Origin of the sequence: Chryseobacterium indologenes (genome assembly GCF_001295265.1) — a bacterium.
Classification (GTDB): domain Bacteria; phylum Bacteroidota; class Bacteroidia; order Flavobacteriales; family Weeksellaceae; genus Chryseobacterium; species Chryseobacterium indologenes_A.
In genome coordinates this window covers 126,390-144,911 of the sequence record NZ_LJOD01000002.1, presented here as the reverse complement: position 1 = coordinate 144,911, position 18,522 = coordinate 126,390, and the positions used below count along the sequence as shown (strand labels likewise).

At 38.9% G+C, this 18,522-nt stretch carries 12 protein-coding genes; 4 read left to right on the top strand and 8 right to left on the bottom strand.

Annotated features, from left to right (window positions below; translation table 11 throughout):
• Positions 1 to 18: 18 nt before the first annotated feature.
• Entirely contained in the window at positions 19 to 1,158 is a 1,140-nt protein-coding gene (locus AOB46_RS04730) for an acyl-CoA dehydrogenase (protein WP_062696925.1), read from the bottom strand.
• 243 nt (positions 1,159 to 1,401) lie between these two features.
• Here AOB46_RS04730 and AOB46_RS04725 point away from each other — a divergent pair, with 243 nt between their 5' ends.
• Both AOB46_RS04725 and AOB46_RS04720 read left to right on the top strand, forming a co-directional pair.
• Positions 1,402 to 3,180: an AMP-dependent synthetase/ligase gene (locus AOB46_RS04725; RefSeq protein WP_062696924.1), complete on the top strand. Its 1,779-nt coding sequence runs from the start codon at positions 1,402 to 1,404 to the stop codon at positions 3,178 to 3,180.
• Between the two features lie 119 nt (positions 3,181 to 3,299).
• Positions 3,300 to 3,491 carry a hypothetical protein gene (locus AOB46_RS04720; RefSeq protein ID WP_062696923.1) on the top strand — a complete coding sequence of 64 codons (192 nt, stop codon included), beginning with the start codon at positions 3,300 to 3,302 and terminating at the stop codon, positions 3,489 to 3,491.
• 123 nt (positions 3,492 to 3,614) lie between these two features.
• On the opposite strand, the gene AOB46_RS04715 is transcribed toward AOB46_RS04720, so the two are convergent.
• From AOB46_RS04715 to AOB46_RS04705, 3 genes are all read right to left on the bottom strand, one after another.
• The gene (locus tag AOB46_RS04715; protein WP_062696922.1) at positions 3,615 to 4,391 is read right to left on the bottom strand and encodes a zinc ribbon domain-containing protein; all 777 of its coding nucleotides are present in this window, start codon (positions 4,389 to 4,391) and stop codon (positions 3,615 to 3,617) included.
• 2 nt (positions 4,392 to 4,393) lie between these two features.
• On the bottom strand, positions 4,394 to 5,491 hold the full coding sequence (locus AOB46_RS04710; RefSeq protein ID WP_062696921.1) for a Nif3-like dinuclear metal center hexameric protein: 1,098 nt from the start codon (positions 5,489 to 5,491) through the stop codon (positions 4,394 to 4,396).
• 126 nt (positions 5,492 to 5,617) lie between these two features.
• The gene (locus AOB46_RS04705) at positions 5,618 to 6,457 is read right to left on the bottom strand and encodes a hypothetical protein (RefSeq protein WP_241489163.1); all 840 of its coding nucleotides are present in this window, start codon (positions 6,455 to 6,457) and stop codon (positions 5,618 to 5,620) included.
• 249 nt (positions 6,458 to 6,706) lie between these two features.
• Between AOB46_RS04705 and AOB46_RS04700 the strand changes: the two genes are divergently transcribed.
• Positions 6,707 to 7,534 (top strand): ion transporter, encoded by an 828-nt coding sequence (locus AOB46_RS04700; RefSeq protein WP_062696919.1) that lies wholly within the window; start codon positions 6,707 to 6,709, stop codon positions 7,532 to 7,534.
• A 193-nt stretch (positions 7,535 to 7,727) separates the two neighbouring features.
• Positions 7,728 to 7,886 (top strand): hypothetical protein, encoded by a 159-nt coding sequence (locus AOB46_RS23310; protein ID WP_157845037.1) that lies wholly within the window; start codon positions 7,728 to 7,730, stop codon positions 7,884 to 7,886.
• Positions 7,887 to 7,951: 65 nt separating this feature from the next.
• Here AOB46_RS23310 and AOB46_RS04695 read toward each other — a convergent pair whose 3' ends face one another.
• The 4 genes from AOB46_RS04695 to AOB46_RS04680 form a co-directional block, all read right to left on the bottom strand.
• The gene (locus AOB46_RS04695) at positions 7,952 to 10,582 is read right to left on the bottom strand and encodes a T9SS type A sorting domain-containing protein (RefSeq protein WP_082377023.1); all 2,631 of its coding nucleotides are present in this window, start codon (positions 10,580 to 10,582) and stop codon (positions 7,952 to 7,954) included.
• Between the two features lie 250 nt (positions 10,583 to 10,832).
• Positions 10,833 to 12,800 carry a T9SS type A sorting domain-containing protein gene (locus tag AOB46_RS04690; RefSeq protein ID WP_082377022.1) on the bottom strand — a complete coding sequence of 656 codons (1,968 nt, stop codon included), beginning with the start codon at positions 12,798 to 12,800 and terminating at the stop codon, positions 10,833 to 10,835.
• 286 nt (positions 12,801 to 13,086) lie between these two features.
• On the bottom strand, positions 13,087 to 15,087 hold the full coding sequence (locus tag AOB46_RS04685) for a T9SS type A sorting domain-containing protein (RefSeq protein ID WP_082377021.1): 2,001 nt from the start codon (positions 15,085 to 15,087) through the stop codon (positions 13,087 to 13,089).
• A gap of 113 nt (positions 15,088 to 15,200) precedes the next feature.
• Entirely contained in the window at positions 15,201 to 18,350 is a 3,150-nt protein-coding gene (locus AOB46_RS04680; RefSeq protein WP_082377020.1) for a T9SS type A sorting domain-containing protein, read from the bottom strand.
• Positions 18,351 to 18,522: the final 172 nt, after the last annotated feature.

Genomic DNA, 18,522 nt, shown 5'->3' with positions numbered 1-18,522 from the left:
GTGTGTTGATGTTATTTTTTATTTTGCGATGCTTCTGGAAATCACAATTTTCTGGATCTCGGAAGTACCTTCGTAGATCTGCGTGATCTTCGCATCTCTCATCAGTCTTTCTACGTGATATTCTTTTACATATCCGTAGCCGCCATGGATCTGTACTGCTTCAATGGTAGTATCCATAGCCACCTGGGAAGCATATAGTTTTGCCATAGCCCCGCTTTCAGAGATGTCTTTTCCTGCATCTTTCTCACAAGCTGCCTTGAAACATAACATTCTTGCTGCTGTAATCTGGGTAGCCATATCGGCTAGCTTGAAAGCAATGGCCTGGTGATTGATGATTTCCGTTTTGAAAGCTTTTCTTGTTTTTGCATATTTTAAAGCCAGCTCATAAGCACCTGACGCAATTCCTAAAGCCTGGGAAGCAATACCAATTCTTCCTCCGTTCAGGACAGCCATTGCAAAGTTGAACCCGAATCCGTCTTCACCGATTCTGTTTTCTTTCGGAACTTTTACGTTGTTGAAGATCAGAGAGTGTGTATCACTTCCTCTGATTCCCAGTTTATCTTCTTTTGGTCCGATTTCAAAACCTTCCCATCCTCTTTCTACGATGAAAGCATTGATTCCTTTATGTTTTTTCTCAGGATCTGTCTGTGCAATAACGATATAGTAAGAAGCAGTTCCACCATTCGTAATCCAGTTTTTAATCCCGTTTAAAAGATAGTAATCTCCTTTATCTTCAGCAGTTGTTTTCTGAGAAGTAGCATCAGAACCGGCTTCAGGCTCAGATAACGCGAAAGCACCAATCACCTGTCCGCTTGCAAGAGGTGTAAGGTATTTTACTTTCTGCTCTTCAGAGGCAAATTTTTCAAGACCTGCACAAACCAATGAGTTATTTACAGACATTACCACCGCTGCAGAAGCATCAACCTTTGCGATCTCCTCCATTGCAAGAACGTAAGAAACGCTGTCCATACCTGCACCACCGTATTTAGGATCTACCATCATTCCCAAAAGTCCCATTTCACCCATTTTCTTCACCTGTTCTGCAGGGAATTTCTGGTCACGGTCTCTTTCAATAACTCCAGGTAATAGTTCATTTTGTGCAAAATCTCTTGCAGCCTGCTGAATCATCAGCTGTTCTTCGGATAAATTAAAGTCCATAAAAAATAATAATTAGATAGCCGTAAATTTACACTTTTTGGCGAAATCTGAAAATAGAATCGGTAATTAGAAATCGGTAAAGAAGGTGAGGCCGTGTTTTTAATATTTCCGGGATCCTGCAGAAGCTTTAAGGATTTATATGTTATGGCAGGCATTCAATTAATTTTCAATTAGTCATTTCTGCTATCTGCAATTAAAAAAAATGCTTATATTTAGATTTCTTTAAATATTACTTAAAAAATCATGACGATCAAGAGATTATTCGACATACCACATTACGCTTTAGAAAATTTTCCTAAAACGGATATGTTTGTGACCAAATATCAGGGGGAATGGAAAAAAACTTCCACGCAGGAATTTATCAATGAAGGAAATAAAATATCCAGAGGGCTTCTGAAGCTGGGAATAAAACCTGGTGACAAAATTGCGCTGATCACCACAAACTCCCGTACGGAATGGGCTATTATGGATTTTGGATTATCCCAGATCGGGGTAGTTTCCGTACCTGTTTACCCGAGTATTTCTCCGGAAGATTACGAATTCATCTTTAATAATGCTGAAATACAGTACTGTTTCGTATCGGATAAAGAGCTTCTTAACAAGGTCATGAAGGTAAAGCATAATATTCCTACCCTACAGGGGATCTTCACTTTCGATACGGTAAGCGGAGCAGCCAACTGGAGAGAAATTCTGGATCTTGGTGAAGACGATTCAACACAGATTGAGGTGGAGGATCTTTCCAATGCGATTAACGCTGAGGACCTTGCGACTATTATTTATACTTCCGGAACTACGGGAAGACCGAAAGGAGTAATGCTTACCCACCATAATATTGTTTCCAATGTTTTAGGTTCAGTTCCGAGAATTCCAAAGAAAAAAAGTTTAGACTATAAAGATACCAAAGTTTTAAGCTTCCTTCCTATCTGTCATATTTTTGAACGAATGCTTTTCTACCTTTTCCAATACAACGGTTTCTCTGTATATTTTGCAGAAAGTATTGATAAGATGGGTGAAAATGTGAAAGAAGTAAAGCCTCACTATATGAGTGTGGTGCCAAGACTTGTAGAAAAAGTCTATGATAAAATTTATAATACAGGCTCTTCAGCAGGAGGTCTGAAATCGAAAATATTCTTCTGGGCCCTGAATCTTATCAGTAAGAAAAAAGAAGTTTCAAAACCTTCCGGGTTGCAGCAGATCATTGCCGACAAACTGGTATTTTCCAAATGGAGAGAAGGTTTGGGGGGTGAGATTATTACTTTGGTTTCAGGTTCTGCGGCTTTATCTACACGTTTAAATCTTATGTTTCAGAATGCAGGGATTCCGATTCTGGAAGGTTATGGTTTAACGGAAACGTCTCCCGTAATCTCTGTGAACAGTGTGAATAAAATGAAAATCGGAACGGTAGGACCTCCACTGGATAATTTACAGGTAAAGATCCAGGAAGATGGTGAAATTACGGTAAAAGGCCCTTCTGTCTTCAAAGGATATTTCAAAAATGAAGAGATGACCAAAGAAGCTTTTACGGATGACGGATTCTTTAAAACCGGAGATATAGGCCACATCGACAGCGAAGGTTTCCTTCAAATCACAGACCGTAAAAAAGAGATGTTTAAAACATCCGGAGGAAAGTATATTGCTCCGCAAACCATTGAAAATTTAGCCAAAGCTTCAAAATTCATAGAACAGATCATGGTGGTTGGTGACGGTGAGAAAATGCCGTGTGCACTGGTACAGCCGGATTTCGAGTTTGCTAAGAACTGGGCGATGAGAAATAATTTAAATATCGGCTCTACTCCGGCAGAAATTGCAAAAAGTCCTGAACTGAAAGCAAGAATTGAAAAGGAAATAGACGGTATCAACGAACATCTTGGAAACTGGGAAAAGATTAAGAAAATTGAGCTCACTCCTGAAGTCTGGGGTATTGACGGCGGCCTTCTTACTCCTACCCTGAAGCTGAAAAGAAAGGCCATTAAAGAAAAATTTATTGATCTCTACAATAAAATGTATGAGCATCATGAATAATATCTGAAGAAAGTGAGACTACTATTCAATACAATATCAATACGTCAATCCATATTCATTGGATTGACATTTTTTATGTTCTCCTGCCAAAAAACAGCTGAAATCAGACAGAAGATTTAATGACCCTGGACGGTAAAAAAATAAACTTTAATGTAGATTATGATGAGATTATGTACTGGGTAAATTCGTATGAGCAATATTCAGAGCCTTTCCTGTTTTTAAGAAAAAAAGATAAGCTGGCCATTGTGAAAGAAGGAAAAGTTATTTCTGCTATGTTCCTAAAAATGATTAATCTCTACAGATTTATATAACGAAAAAAGCCATTTCATTTTCTCTGAAATGGCTTTTGTTCATTTTATCCTTCTGATAAACCATACATTCAACAAAAAACTGCTCCATTTCTGAAGCAGTTCTGTTATTTTAAAAACCAGTAATTAGAATTTAATTACAGATTTCATTTTTTCGTTTTCTTCCATTACCAGCTCATCGTCAACAAGGATTTTTCCTGAGTGCTCATCGATAATGATTTTCTTTCTCTGGGCAATCTCCATTTGCTTTTGAGGCGGAATGGTGAAGAATGAACCTTTAGGAGCTCCTCTTTCTAATCCTACTACTGCAAGACCGTTGATAGAGTTGGTTCTGATTCTGTTGTAAGAAGCTAATAATCTTTCGTCAATTTTACCGGCAAATTCTTTAGACTGCTCAATCAGATATTCTTCTTCTTTCTGAGTCTCAGAGATCAGACCGTCTAATTCTTCTTTTTTAAATTTCAGGTGATTCTTAAGATCATCAATCTTTGCGTTCAGTTCATTTAAAGTTTCGTTTTTATGAGCGATTTTAGCTCCGAATTCTTTAATTCTTTTTTCAGCAAGCTGAATTTCCAGATCCTGGAATTCAATTTCTTTTCCTAATGCTTCAAACTCTTTATTGTTTCTTACATTATCCTGCTGAGATTTGTATTTTTCAATTAAAGTTTTTGCATGGTTAATTACTTCATGCTTTGTCTTGATCTGGTCTTCCTGATCTTTAATGTCTGCATGAAATTTTTCAGCTCTTTTTTCAAGTCCTTCAATCTCAATTTCAAGATCTTCAACTTCAATTGGCAATTCTCCTCTGGTATTTCGGATTTCATCCAATCTTGAATCAATGATCTGTAAATCGTATAAAGCTCTTAATTTTTCTTCAACTGAAATATCGTTGGTTTTTGCCATATTTAAATGAAATAATTTACTGGGTTTGTTTTTTCAATAGATTTTGAAATTGCAAATGTACTAAATTTTTGTGACAAAATTTCAAATAATTGTTGGGTAACCAATTGTTCTGATTCATAATGGCCTATATCGCAGATCAGCATTTTAGATTCGGCCAGGAAAAAATCGTGATACTTAATATCTCCGGTAAGGTAAGCATCACATTTTTTAGACAGAGCAGTTCTTATTCCGCCTGCCCCGGAGCCTCCCAGAACCCCTACTCTTTTGATTTTTTTGTCATTGAATGCGGAATGCCTGATCATTTCAAGGCCAAATTTTTCTTTTACCAGTTTTAAGAAATCTTTTTCTTCCATAGGTTCATCCAGCTCTCCGTACATTCCCAGTCCGGCATGATGATTTTTGTTATCCAGACTGTAGATCTGGTGAGCTACTTCTTCATAAGGATGTGCCTGTTTCATGGCAGCCACGACCTGTCCCTGTTTGTATCCTTCAAAAATAACCGAGATCATATTTTCATCAGCGTTTTCACGGATATTCTGCTGCCCGGAAAAAGGATTGGAACCCTCTACCGGCCTGAATGTTCCGTTTCCGTTCACCGTAAAGCTGCACTCATCATAAAACCCTATACTTCCGGCTCCAGCTGCAAACATCGCTTCTTTTACTTTTTCGGAAAACTCTGAAGGCACAAAAACCGTCAGCTGCTTCAGATTATTTTCTTTAGGCTGAAGGATTTTCATATTCTTTAACCCCAGGTGGCTGCATATGCCGTGGTTAACTCCGAAGAAATCATTATCAAATGCTGTATGTACCGCATAAATGGCAATTTTATTCTCAATCGCTTTTAAAACTGCTCTTTCTACATAGTTTTTCCCGGTCAGAGATTTTAATCCGGAAAAGATGATGGGATGAAAGCAGACAATCAGATTACAGTTTTTCTGAATTGCTTCTTCCACCACGTTTTCCAGCGCATCGTGACATACCAGAATTCCGGAAACATCCCGGTCCGGAACACCACACAGTAAACCTACGTTATCAAAATCTTCCGCCTGCCTGATACTGATTTCCTCCTCAATTTTTGAAATTACCGTTTTTAGCTTCATTCTATAAATTTTCAGTTTCAGCGAAGATATTGATTTTTAGAAAAAACCGGAAACTATTTCTGATACAATAAAAAACCGGCTGTTAAAAGCCGGCTGAGTTTAAACTAAAACCAATCCATCATTTGTCTAATCTTTAAATAAGGATACCCTCGTGAAGGAATCTATAATGGCAGTACATGTTAAATCTGCTTCAAGAAAAAGCTGATATCCTCTGCCCGGATCAAGACTGGCAGCGTCTGCAATCGTATAAAAGTAGAATGTAAGAATATTTCCGGATGACGATCCGTTGGGAACAAGCTGGATGGAGTTGATTTCAAACCCTGAATCCGGATTTTTAAAAGTAGCTTTTACAGACCCTGAAGAATTAGCTCCTGATATCACGTTCACAATAAGTCTCCAGACGTGAACCTGGCCATAAATTTCATTTTCTCTCCATTTACCCGAATTATAAATATTGGCCGTATTTCCGGGGAAAGGAACTGTTGTTTCCGGCCAGCTCGTTGTAGGGCTTGCAGCGAATACCAAGGGAGTGGTGTATATTACCTGCTGTCTTAGTCCATAGCCGCTGCCGGATCCGCTCAGATTGAGGGAAGGTTTTACATCTGCGTTTCCAGAATTTATTTTAACGACACCGTCGTTACCAGCCTGAGATGATGTGGGAACAAAAAGCTGCCTCCAGAGAAGGCCATCCCAGTACTGGAAATTATTTGATGTTGTATTAAAAATAAGTGTGCCTGCGATTAGATTAGGGTTCGGCATTCCGGCCGGAGGTACGGTAGCCGTAGTGTTATCAGCCAGGTTTGTATCTCTTTCTGTATCAGTAAGACGCGGAATAAGAAGACCCTTCTGATTGGAGACGATATCCAGTACAGCAGCTCCGTTTGGAGAGCTTGTATTAATCCCAACTTGTGTGTACAAAATCCCGTACATAAAAATTGAGATCCACGAAGTTAAAATTTTTCTCATAATGTTCGTTTTTGTAGAATAAAATTACATATTGAGGTTTAATTTATGTTAAAAATTTAATTTTTATTTTCTATTTTATATTCGTATATTACATAATACAAGTCACTGAAAACCATTACATTAATATACAATAATTCACTTTTTGATGATGGAAAATATTTTAACATTTGGATATATATAGGAACAATCCTATCTTTACCCTGCCTATGAGGGAAATTATTAACTTTACCGTGAAATACTGATTTTGAAATGGAAAGAGAACATAACCTTGTTCCTGAAGATAAACTCTGGAAAAGATTCCTTTACCGTATAATTTATCGCTCCGATACAAAGCTCGGAAAGCTGTTTGACATTATTCTTTTATCATTAATTCTTGTAAGTACTGCCATCATCATGATGGAAAGCGTACCTAAACTTGACAAAAGATTTCACTACACCTTCCTGATCCTGGAGTGGATTATTTCCCTGTTTTTTTCCGCAGAATACCTGATGCGTATTGCCGTAGTAAAAAATAAAAAACATTATATCTTCAGCTTTTTCGGGATTATTGATTTTCTTTCGCTCGTTCCTTTTTATCTGAGCCTTTTTTTCCCGGTCACAAAATATTTCCTGATCTTCAGAATGCTCAGAATGCTCAGAATCTTCAGGATTTTCAACCTTCTGGATTTTATGAATGACGGTTACCTCATTGTAAGGGCGCTGAAAAACAGTTCCAGAAAGATCTATATTTTTCTTTTGTTCCTGATTATTTTTTCAGTCATTGTAGGCTCTATGATGTTTATGGTGGAAGGAGGCAGACCCGGGTTTGAAACCATCCCCCAATCCATTTACTGGGCAGTGGTTACGGTAACAACCGTTGGATATGGAGACGTATCTCCTATCACTCCTTTGGGGAAGTTTTTTGCGGTCATCCTGATGCTTGCCGGTTACTCCATCATTGCAGTTCCCACCGGAATTGTAACTGCCGAAATGCGGAATAAAAGACAGAATCTTGAAAAGGTCTGTGACCGTTGCGGTAATGAGGATATTGATGATGATGCCCGATATTGTAAGCAGTGTGGCAAGAAATTAGCTTAATGTAAGATAAATAACCTGAATCGGGTTAAGAAGTTTAAGTATAAAGGCCGGAAGACTGAAGAAGGAGACTCCCATATTATTGATCTTCAGAACCTCTCTCTTCCAGCTCACAACTTCAAACCTTCTTCAATCAGATCTTCTGAAACCCAAACTCAGGCTAAATTTAATTTTATTAACCCAATATCACAATATCATGGAACCGAAAAAGAAAAACAAACCGAACAGTCTGGTCATTATTCTATTTGCCCTGATTGTGTTAATGATTATCATCTATTTTATACTGGTCACTTTTTTCCCTACCGTTTTTGACCTTATGAATACGGGGGATATACAGCCGGTACCGGATAAATAACAAGTGATAAGCAATAAAAAAAGACGGCTGGCGCCGTCTTTTTTTATGTTACAATAAGATTATTTTTATTTTTTGATTGCTTTGATGGTTTGTTTAGATCCGTCTTTCATCTGCAACGTAACCAAATAAAGCCCTTGTTTCAAGTCTGCTAAATGAAGAGCAGAAGAAGGATTTTCAATTGTTTTCACCAGCCTTCCCGCAACATCTGAAATTGAAATTGATTTCACATTTGAAACTTCTGAAATATTCAATACATCTGTAAACGGATTCGGATAAACTTTAATGGTATTTCTGTTATTAGAAACTTCAGAAGTGCCTAGCTGTAAAGAAGCATCGTAAGCAGAAATCTGGAACGGACCGTCGCTTCCTCCACCGGAGTAAGAATATCTCCATAAACTTACATATAATATTGCACCCGGAGTCTGACCTGTTAAAGAAATTTTAGAGAAGGTTCCGTTTCCTCCGTCATCATCACATGCTACAGAGTTTCCACCTGTGCAGTCTGTAAATACAGACATTACCGTATCTGTTAATGAAGTTCCTGTAACCGTATCTGTTTCTATGGTGATATTACCTGAAGCAGGAACTGTAACAGTATACCAAACGTTACCGGCAACGTTCGTAGGAGTTGAAAGACAACTCGCTCCTAATGTTGAAGTATTTGTAGATCCTACTGTAGTTCCGGTTACTGCATTTTGTGCAAAGTTTCCTCCTGCAACCAAAGCAATAGCATTAGAACACTCATCATTAGCAGGAGGTAACGCAAGAGTAGTAAATGTTGTCTGTGCCCAGATACTGTTAGCGGCCGTACAATTAGATCTTACCCAGGCATAATAAGTAGTCTGGGGAGCAAGCGGTCCAAGATCAGCAGTTGTAGCATTGGTAGTTGTACCAGATGCAGGCGCTACATTGGTCGTTGTAAATGCATATTCGTATCCGTTAGGAGCCGTAACAGGAGCACTCCATGTAATAGTTGCTCCTGAAGTTGTAATATTAGAAGCTGTTAAAGCAAAAGGTTCAGAACAAGCCGGTGCTAAATCAATACTGATGTTATCTACATACAATCTGTTCATATCTGCATCAGAATATGCATTAAATCCAAAGTAGTATACCCCTGAAGCCGGAGGAATGAAGTCAATCATTTCAGCAACTGCTGTAGTACCATTAGTAATACTTGGATAATCAGCTAAAACAGTTGTCATTGATGCGCTGGCAGCAGCAGTACCGTATGCAACTTTCATTTTTTCAGGATAAGTTGTTCCGCTGGCATTTCCGTAGATATATTTTATTCTATATGAAGTACCTGCAGTAAGATTGATTCCTCGTGTAAAGAACCAGGCATTAGCCGCATTAGTGCTATTATAAATATAGTTCAACACTTTTGTATTGAAGCTTCCGCTACTAGGTGAATAAGTCTGCCAGTTATTACCTGTTCCGGCATTTTCAGTTGCAGTACAAGCCGGTAAAGCAGGGGGTGTTACACTTTCAAAATCCTGAATATAAGGAACATTGGTTGCATCACACACTGTTGAAAAGCTTCTTACTGTACAGGATGCTGAAGTACTTGTGGCACTTACGGCATTTACAGTATAATAATAAGTAGTAGCCATATTTAATGGCGTAGAGAACGTATAAGTGGTAACGTTTCCTAAATCCTGGTTATTGATTACATCGGTTCCGCCTGAAGTAGTTCCTACTGTTAATTTATAAGTGGTAGCACCCGTTACAGCATCCCATGTAATTGTAGGAGTTGTAGACAATCCGGTTACTCCTGACGCTGGCGCAGTTACTGTAGGACAAGAGATGGTACGTGTAGTGAAAGATCTTTCTGCACAGCCTGTTGAAGATACTCCGCCATTATAAGAACTTACTTTATAATAATATTGTTTTTCATAATCTAAAGCTGTAGTAATAGCATATGTTGTAACATTTCCTACATCTTGATTATTCAAAATATCGGTTCCGCCAGGGGTAGTTCCCATAGATATTCTGTATCCTGTGGCATTGTTTACTGCCGCCCAAGTAATTGAAGGTGTTAAAGAAACTCCGGTAGCAGCTGCGGCCGGTGAAGAAACAACAGGACAAGCAGGAATGGCACTAGGGTTTATTCCTAATAATGTAACAACCGATTTATTGGCACTACGTGATCCGTTAGGGAGTGTTCCGGCCGGATCAGGGTTGTTATTATCATTTCTGTATAACAGGGTGTTGTTTGAAGAAGCCGTATACATGTACATTGCTTCAGCGTCATTGTTGGAATCATATCCGGCTTTATTTTCCTCAGCGGCAATAACAAGATTATCTGTGTTGTTATAAGCAAAAGGAGTTGTAAAGGTTACTTCAATCACCCCGGCATTGTTAGTCACAGTTCCTTCAAAAACTTTTGTCAGATTCACCAGTGGGATCCAATCTGAAGTAGAGGAAAAAGCAGTTTTATTAGTATGACCCAAGTATACGATCCAAGAGTCTGAGCTTGCAATTGAAGCATTAGCTGATAAATAAAACTTAAGCCCGGTAATGTTCCCAGCTGCATCTGCATTGATTTCCGACTTAGGAAAAATTTGCTGTACATAGGAATACCCATAATAGGTACTTACAGGAACAGCCGTTCCCGTAGATGTCCCACTACCCAGATTAATCTGGGCACTCATGATCATGCTTAGTATTAAAAAACATGAAAATAAAAGTTTTTTCATAAATAGTGCATTTTAGTTGTTAAGTCGCTAAATTAATAATAAATAAGTATAATCAATGTATTAAATTCAAAAAATAACCAAAATAAATACATATTTAATATTTCACATATTTAGGAAAAAGCATTATTTCCCTGCGTTTTGATATTCTGTACTACAGAAAAAGCCGATGGACACAAAGCAAATAACAACAACAATGAGATAAAAAAACAGCAGCCTTTTGAGCTGCTGTGTCATATTTAAGATTAAAATATTATTTTCTGATCACTTTCACGGTCTGTCTTGATCCGTCTTTCATATTTAAAGTCACCATATAGATACCTTGTTTAAGATCCCCCAAATGAAGTATAGAGGAAGGCGTATTCATATTTTTAACCTGTCTTCCGGATACATCAGAAATAGTAATGGATTTTACTTTTGAAATATCTGTAATATTCAATATATCTGTAAAAGGATTAGGATATACCTTAACAACGTCTTTTGCTTTGGTGGTTTCTGCGGTACCAAGAGCTCCTTTATTGATATTGATGGTAAACGGCGATTCTGCACCATTTGCACTACTGCTGTAATGCCCGACGTTTACATAATAAACAGTTCCGGCAACAGTAGCTACGGAAACGTTTTCGGTACCACCAGAACCTGCATTATCTATTGAGTCCTCACAGTTAAGATTATCACAGCTTCCACTGTAAACCCCTACTTCCGGATCAAAAGAGCTTCCCGCAGGCATTGACACTGAAATATTATAAGTATCTCCGTCTCCTGTAAAGGTAAACCATGTACCATCATTCATTCCACCAGTACAAACTTCAATAAATCCATCATTATTTGTTGCTCCGATTGCATCAGCCTGTGTATAGCTGTAAGGGAATGTTGTTGCTGCCAGCGCACCTGAACATGCATCGTTGACAGGAGGAGGAGGTAAGGTTCCTACGCAGATATTAAAGCTCTGAGCCCTGCCGGCCCCCCCATAACTGTATACTCTGATGTAGTAAGTATCTCCAGGCGTAAGGCCAGTAACCAGTGCAGTATCAGGATCTGAACATAATACATTCGACATATTACCGCACGCACCGCTTAAAACCTGGAAATAAGTATCTGTAGAATCGGAGCTTCCCATAGAAACGATATTGCTAAGCGTAATCATATGAGAAGAAGTTGTAGCAGTAAATTGATACCATACATCATCATCCGGATTTCCATAGCAGGTACCTGTAGCTACTCCTGAATCTGTAGCGCCAAACGTATATCCAGCTACAGGGTTACTGCATTGAACATTAGGACTTACAGCAAGTACTACAGCATTTGTACATTCATCATTAGCAGGTACGGGCGGCCCACTTTTAAAAGTAATTTCTGAACAGCCTGTCGAATCTCCTCCGGTTCCTACAGCAACCACCCTAAGATAATAATTCGTATTGGCAGCCAGAGGTGTGGAAGGAGTAAAACTTGTTGTTGCTACTGATTGCTGATTGACAACATCTGTTCCGCCTGGTGTAGTTCCTATGGATACCTTATAGCTTTGGGCACCCGCCAACGCGTTCCAGGTAATATTAGGAGATAACGGGACAAACTGTGCATTATTGGCCGGGTAAGACACCGTAGGACATATCGGAACAGCACTAGGAGTAAGCCCCAGAATGGTAATAACAGATCTATTTTCACTTAATGATCCATCTACAGGGTTAGCGGTATCAAAAGGATCATCATCATTTCTGTAATAAAGAGAAGAACCCGCTGCTGAAAGACTATACACATAAAATGCCTCACTATAATCATTGGAATCATATCCCGATGAATTTTCCTGACCCACCACTACCAGATTCTGGGTATTATTGTAGGGAAAGGGAGTTGTAAAAATAATCTCCACTACCCCATTATTTTGGGTAATTGTTCCTGTATACACCTGTGTAAGATCGGTCGCCGGAATCCAGTCAGTATCAGAGGTAAAGTTTGTTTTTGAAGTATGTCCCAGATAGATTGTCCAATCGGAGGAATTGCTAAGATCCGCATTAGGACTCAGGTAAAATTTAAGCCCGGTGATATTACCTGCTGCATTGGCATTAATTTCCTGTTTAGTGAAGATCTGCTGGACATAAGAATATCCGTAATAAGTACTTATAGGAGCAACGCCTACTTCTGTACTTCCTGTGCCCAGATCAATCTGGGCATTCATAATCATGCTTAGCATTAACAAACATGAAAATAAAAGTTTTCTCATAAATAGTATATTTCAGTGTTTAAGTAGCTAAATTAACAATAAATAATCACAATAGATTGATTAATCCTAATAAATAGCCAAAATAAATAAATTTTCAATATTTCACATATTAAAGAAAAAACATTATTTCCCTTTGCATTGATATTTTATATCACAGGAAAAGCCTATGGCCACGCAGTCACACAACAACGATGAGATATATAAAAAACTACCAGTCTATCAGACAGAGATCAGATAAAAAAACAGCAGCCTTTTGAGCTGCTGTGTAATATTTAAGATTAAAATATTATTTTCTGATCACTTTCACGGTCTGTCTTGATCCGTCTTTCATATTTAAAGTCACTATATACATACCTTGCTTAAGATCTCCCAAATGAAGTACAGAGGAAGGCGTATTCATATTTTTCACCTGTCTTCCGGATACATCAGAAATAGTAATGGATTTTACTTTTGAAATATCTGCAATATTCAATATATCTGTAAACGGATTAGGATATACCTTAACAACGTCTTTTGCTTTAGAAACTTCCGAAGTTCCAAGAGATCCGTTTTTGATTGAAATGGTAAATGCTCCCTCCATATTATCCGTATAAGCACTGTAATCACCCACATTCACATAATAAACAGTTCCGGCGGTAGTAGGAACAGAAATTGATTCCGCACCTCCTGACAATCCGTTATCCGCCGTTCCCTCACATGTTAAGTTGCCGCAGCTTCCACTGTATACTCCAATTTTAGGGTCAAAAGAACTTCCAGCAGGCATAGTAACTGAAATATCAAAAGTATTTCCATTCCCGGTGAATGTAAACCAGGTTCCGTCATTCATTCCATTATCCGTACAGGTTTCAATGAATCCATCGTTATTGGTAGCACCTGCTGCATCAGCCTGCGTATAGCTGTACGGGAATACCGTTGCAGACAAAGCTCCGGAACAGGCATCATTAGCTGGTGCAGGAGGTAATGTACCTACACATAAATCAAAGGTAACAGCTCCATCATAGCTCGTGAACACTCTTATATAATAGGTCTCACCAGGCGTCAGTCCGGAAAGAAGCTTATAGTCATCATAATCAGAGCATACCACATTGGTAAGACTACCACATGAACCGCTGAAAACCTCAAAGAGAGCTCCCCCAAATCCGGAAACAGCATTAACATTACTTAGCGAAACAATATGGGAAGCACCTACTGCTGTAAACTTATACCAGACATCGTCATCCGGTTCTCCATCACAAGGAGCAACCCCTGAATCTGTAGCCTCAGCTGTATGTCCTGAAATTTTACTGCTGCAGCTCATATCCGGATTTACGGTTAATGTTATAGCTCCTGAACAGTCATCATTGGCAGGCGGAGCACCAGGAAGAGTCCCTACACAGATATCAAAAGTATTGAATCCGTCACCATCACTGAATACTCTTATATAGTAAGTTTCTCCGGGAGTGAGCCCGGTAAGGATGTGAGAGCTTTCATAATCTGAACATCCGATACTGGTCAAGGTCCCGCAGGAACCGCTAAATGTTTCAAAAACAGGATAATCATATCCATAAATAGAATCCACATTGCTTAAAGAGATAACATGAGAAGCTTCTACTGCGGTAAACTTATACCAGACATCGTCATCTGATTCACCATCACACGGATCAATACCAGAATCTGTACCACCTATTGTAGTTCCGGATGTTTTATTACCACAAAACAGGTCTGCATTCACTGTTAAGGTTACTGCCCCTGAACATTCATCATTGGCTACAGGTGGCGGCAGTGTCCCTACACAAATATTAAAACTCTGGGCCCTTCCTGTTCCATAATAGCTATAAACACGAATGTAATAAGTTTCTCCCGGTGTAAGCTCTCTGACAATATTTTCCTCCGGATCAGAGCATTTAATGCTCGTAAAATTACCACAGGTTCCGCTGAATACCTGAAAATACATATCAGTAGAACTGTTACTTCCTACGGAAACAATATTTTTAAGAGAAATTATATGAATTGAAGAGGTTGCTGTAAATTTGTACCAGACATCATCATCTGCAGTTCCATAGCAAGGGTCCGGATCTAATCCTGAATCTGTAGCCTCAAGTGTTGTTCCTGCAACAGAAACACCGCAGTTCAGATCTGAATTCACGGTAAGCTGCACTGCATTATCACAATCATCATTAGCCGGAGGGTTCCATGCTCTATTCCGGCCGTTATATTCTTTCTTATCAGCAACAGAACTTCCTGTCTCTACCCGTGCATTCATGGTTATACTTAGCAAAAGCATACTCCATAGTAAAATTTTTTTCATGGTTTATTAAGTTTATTTATTCTGTTAAATTAATAATATTTTTGAATATATAACAAAAAAAATAGCAGCTTATTAGGCTGCTATTCATTAAAAATTGACTAATGCTAAATAATTTATTTTTTAATTGTTTTTATTGTTTGTACTGATCCGTCCTTCATTTTTAAAGAAATCAGATACATTCCCTGCTTCAAATCTGCAAGCTGAAGAGCTGAAGAAGGATTGTCAATAGTCTTCACTACTCTTCCTGAAATATCAATAACAGAAACTGATTTTACATTCTTCACATCTGAGATATTCACAACATCAGAGAATGGGTTTGGATACATTTTAATTTTATCATCTTTCTTATTCACATCGGAAGTTGCCATTGTAGAGCATTCCTGTGTTACAGAAATCGTGTATTTACCAAACTGGGTTGCAGAATATCCTGACAACAGAACATAATAAGTAGTTCCTGCTGTAGCCGTAAATGTATAGGTTGGAGAATTGTAAATATTAGAACCTGTACACCCGCTATCTGCGCTTCCTACACACGTAAAATTACCACAGCTTCCTGAATACACTCTTAAATAAGCATCAAACTCAGCACCACATGCACTTATGGTGACAGATCCGGCCGACTGTGCGGTTACTGTATACCAAACTCCCTTGTAGCTTGCAGTAGAACCAGAGCTTCCACAGGTTACAGATGGTAATGTTTCATCAGCTGCAAGTGCATTATTTCCTTCTACAGTTCCTCCGCAAGGGATTGCTATAGCTGTATCACACGTATCATTAGCTACTGCTGACGGAGACGTAATGCAGATCTGGAAATTAGAGGTTATTCCCGATGATGCTGAAGTAGAATATACTCTTACGTAATAAACACTTCCAACCGTTAAGTTCTGAAGCAATACATTTGAATTTCCGTATTCCCCGCTGGAACAAGAAACAGCTACCAGGCTGCCGCAAGCCCCTGAATAAACCTGTGTTGCCGTAGCATTATCCGAATAATTAACATTTACCATGTGTGTTGCAGCTGTTGCTGTAAAAGAATACCAAACATCATCATTAATTCCTGATGCAGAACAGCCAGGAGTTGTTCCCGTGCTCTGGCTGGCACTCATTGTTGTTCCCGCTACCGGGCCTGAACACATTCCTGAGTTACTTGGAACCAGTGAAACAGCATTTGCACATTCATCATTCGCAGGAGGAGGAGGCAAGGTCCCTACACAGATATCAAAAGTATTGGCATATATTGTAGAAGTCGTATTAGCATTACTGTTATATACTCTTACATAATAAACAGCTCCGGGAGTAAGTCCAGTTACTGCAGTATAGTTTGTATTTGAAGAAATACAGGTTTTGTTGACAAGGCTTCCACAATCCCCTGAAAATACCTGGGCATACAGACTTGTGGAAGTACTGGTTCCCGTAGCAGCCACATTCTTCAGCCAGATGGTATGGGTAGTAGCAACAGCAGTAAACGAATACCAAACATCATCATCAGGATTTCCCGAACAAGAACCAACCGGCACTGATGAATTGGTTGCAGATAATGTTGTTCCTGAAGTTACAACACCACAGTTCATATCAGGGTTTACCGTTAATGAGATGGCATTAGCACACTCATCATTCGCGGGAGGAGGAGGAAGCGTTCCTACACAAATATCAAAACTTGCAGCGTATTGCCCACCTGAATCATAAGTAAATACTTTAATATAATAAGTTTGTCCCGGAGTAAGCCCTGAAACAAGATTTACATCAGCATCACTACATTTAACACTTGTAAAAGCACCACATGTTCCGCTTAACACCTGGAAATACATATCCGTAGTGGTTGATGTACCTGTAGAAACAACATTGGAAAGTTTAACAACATGTGTTGCTGATGTAGCCACAAAACTATACCATACATCATCATCTGCAGTAACTCCGCTACATGTTCCTGAAGAAGTACTCTGTGTTGCCCCAAGTGTATTTCCTGTCCCTTTTACAGCACAGTTTAAATCGGAATTTACGGTTAAAGCAACAGCATTGGCACAATCATCATTAGCCGGAGGTGGAAATTTGGTTGTAAATTTCCTGTTTGTACACGATGCTGAGCTGCTGTTAGTGCCCTGATAAGAATTTACCGTATAATAATAAGTAGTATTGTAGTTTAAAGTTGAAGGGATAGTATAGGTTAAAACATTTCCTAAATCAACATTATTAGCAATATCGGTACCTCCAGCTGTGGATCCCACAGAAATTCTGTATCCTGTTGCTCCTGAAACAGCACTCCAGCTGATAGCCGGTGTAGTGCTTACATTCAATGCATCACTTGAAGGAGAAGATACTGAAGGACAGGCTATATTTAGTGTAGTGAAACTGCTTGGGTTACATCCTGTTGCTTCGCCTATAGCATTCACAGGTACTACCGTTGCATAATAAGTTGTATTATACAGTAAACCTGCAGAGGCCGGCACCGCATAGGAAGTAACGTTACCTACGTCTGTTCCGTTTATTATATCCGTACCACCAGGAGTAGTTCCCAAGTTCAATTTATAACTGGTAACACCACCTCCAACAGCATTCCATGTAATGGTTGGGGTTCTTGAAATACCAGTAGCTCCGTTCACCGGTGCTACTACTCTTGTACACTGGGGAGGAGTTGTAATAGCATTGGTTGTTAATGTAATATCATCAATAGCAGCAGGTGGCTGGGTTCCGCTACCGGAGTCATTTCTCCACATAAAGATCAACCGCATCGTGGAATTCGCCGTAGCATTTCCGGCTTGTGAAGCAGAAATGGGAATCAACTGATTCGTCCAGGCATCCCCTTTTAGATTAATTGTCCAGTTATTGGGATAAGTTGTTGTACTTGGTACTGCTGTAGTTACTGGTGTAAATGAGGTAGGTACCAGATATACTCTTAAGTAATCATAACGGGTTGAAGATCCTTCCCCCTGTACAAGTAATTTAAAGGACAGATTAATATCCGTTTCTCCTGCCGGAAAGGTCACGTCCTGATAAAAAAATGTTGTTGATGTACTTGTCGTAGTATATGCGTGAGCATATGGAGCTGACGTACTGTTTGATATGTAGGCTGAATTAGCTCCGGAAAAACCGGCGGTAGCTCCTGTATCAAATTGCCACTTATTAGTCTGGGATCCGTTAACTACGGTCCAGCTTGCAGCACCCGATTCAAAGCCGCCGTTATTCACGGTGGGCGAGATCAGCACCGTCTGTGCAGATGCTCCAATTCCGAGAAACATCAGGCACGAGAGTAAAAGTTTTTTCATACTTCGTAAAATAAAAATTAGGGAGGTAAAAGTAAGTAAATATTTAATCAAATATCAAAATATATCTTAAAATATTAAATCAAAACATTTAAAATCGACTATAATTTTATTAAAAATTAAACATTTATTTAATTTTAACCAATATTTCACAATATAGAGGATAAGTTTAAGT

Bases quoted from the DNA above. Each gene is read 5' to 3' on its own strand.
- AOB46_RS04730 (WP_062696925.1), bottom strand. From the start codon at position 1,158: ATGGACTTTAATTTATCCGAAGAACAGCTGATGATTCAGCAGGCTGCA.
- AOB46_RS04725 (WP_062696924.1), top strand. From the start codon at position 1,402: ATGACGATCAAGAGATTATTCGACATACCACATTACGCTTTAGAAAAT.
- AOB46_RS04720 (WP_062696923.1), top strand. From the start codon at position 3,300: ATGACCCTGGACGGTAAAAAAATAAACTTTAATGTAGATTATGATGAG.
- AOB46_RS04715 (WP_062696922.1), bottom strand. From the start codon at position 4,391: ATGGCAAAAACCAACGATATTTCAGTTGAAGAAAAATTAAGAGCTTTA.
- AOB46_RS04710 (WP_062696921.1), bottom strand. From the start codon at position 5,491: ATGAAGCTAAAAACGGTAATTTCAAAAATTGAGGAGGAAATCAGTATC.
- AOB46_RS04705 (WP_241489163.1), bottom strand. From the start codon at position 6,457: ATGAGAAAAATTTTAACTTCGTGGATCTCAATTTTTATGTACGGGATT.
- AOB46_RS04700 (WP_062696919.1), top strand. From the start codon at position 6,707: ATGGAAAGAGAACATAACCTTGTTCCTGAAGATAAACTCTGGAAAAGA.
- AOB46_RS23310 (WP_157845037.1), top strand. From the start codon at position 7,728: ATGGAACCGAAAAAGAAAAACAAACCGAACAGTCTGGTCATTATTCTA.
- AOB46_RS04695 (WP_082377023.1), bottom strand. From the start codon at position 10,582: ATGAAAAAACTTTTATTTTCATGTTTTTTAATACTAAGCATGATCATG.
- AOB46_RS04690 (WP_082377022.1), bottom strand. From the start codon at position 12,800: ATGAGAAAACTTTTATTTTCATGTTTGTTAATGCTAAGCATGATTATG.
- AOB46_RS04685 (WP_082377021.1), bottom strand. From the start codon at position 15,087: ATGAAAAAAATTTTACTATGGAGTATGCTTTTGCTAAGTATAACCATG.
- AOB46_RS04680 (WP_082377020.1), bottom strand. From the start codon at position 18,350: ATGAAAAAACTTTTACTCTCGTGCCTGATGTTTCTCGGAATTGGAGCA.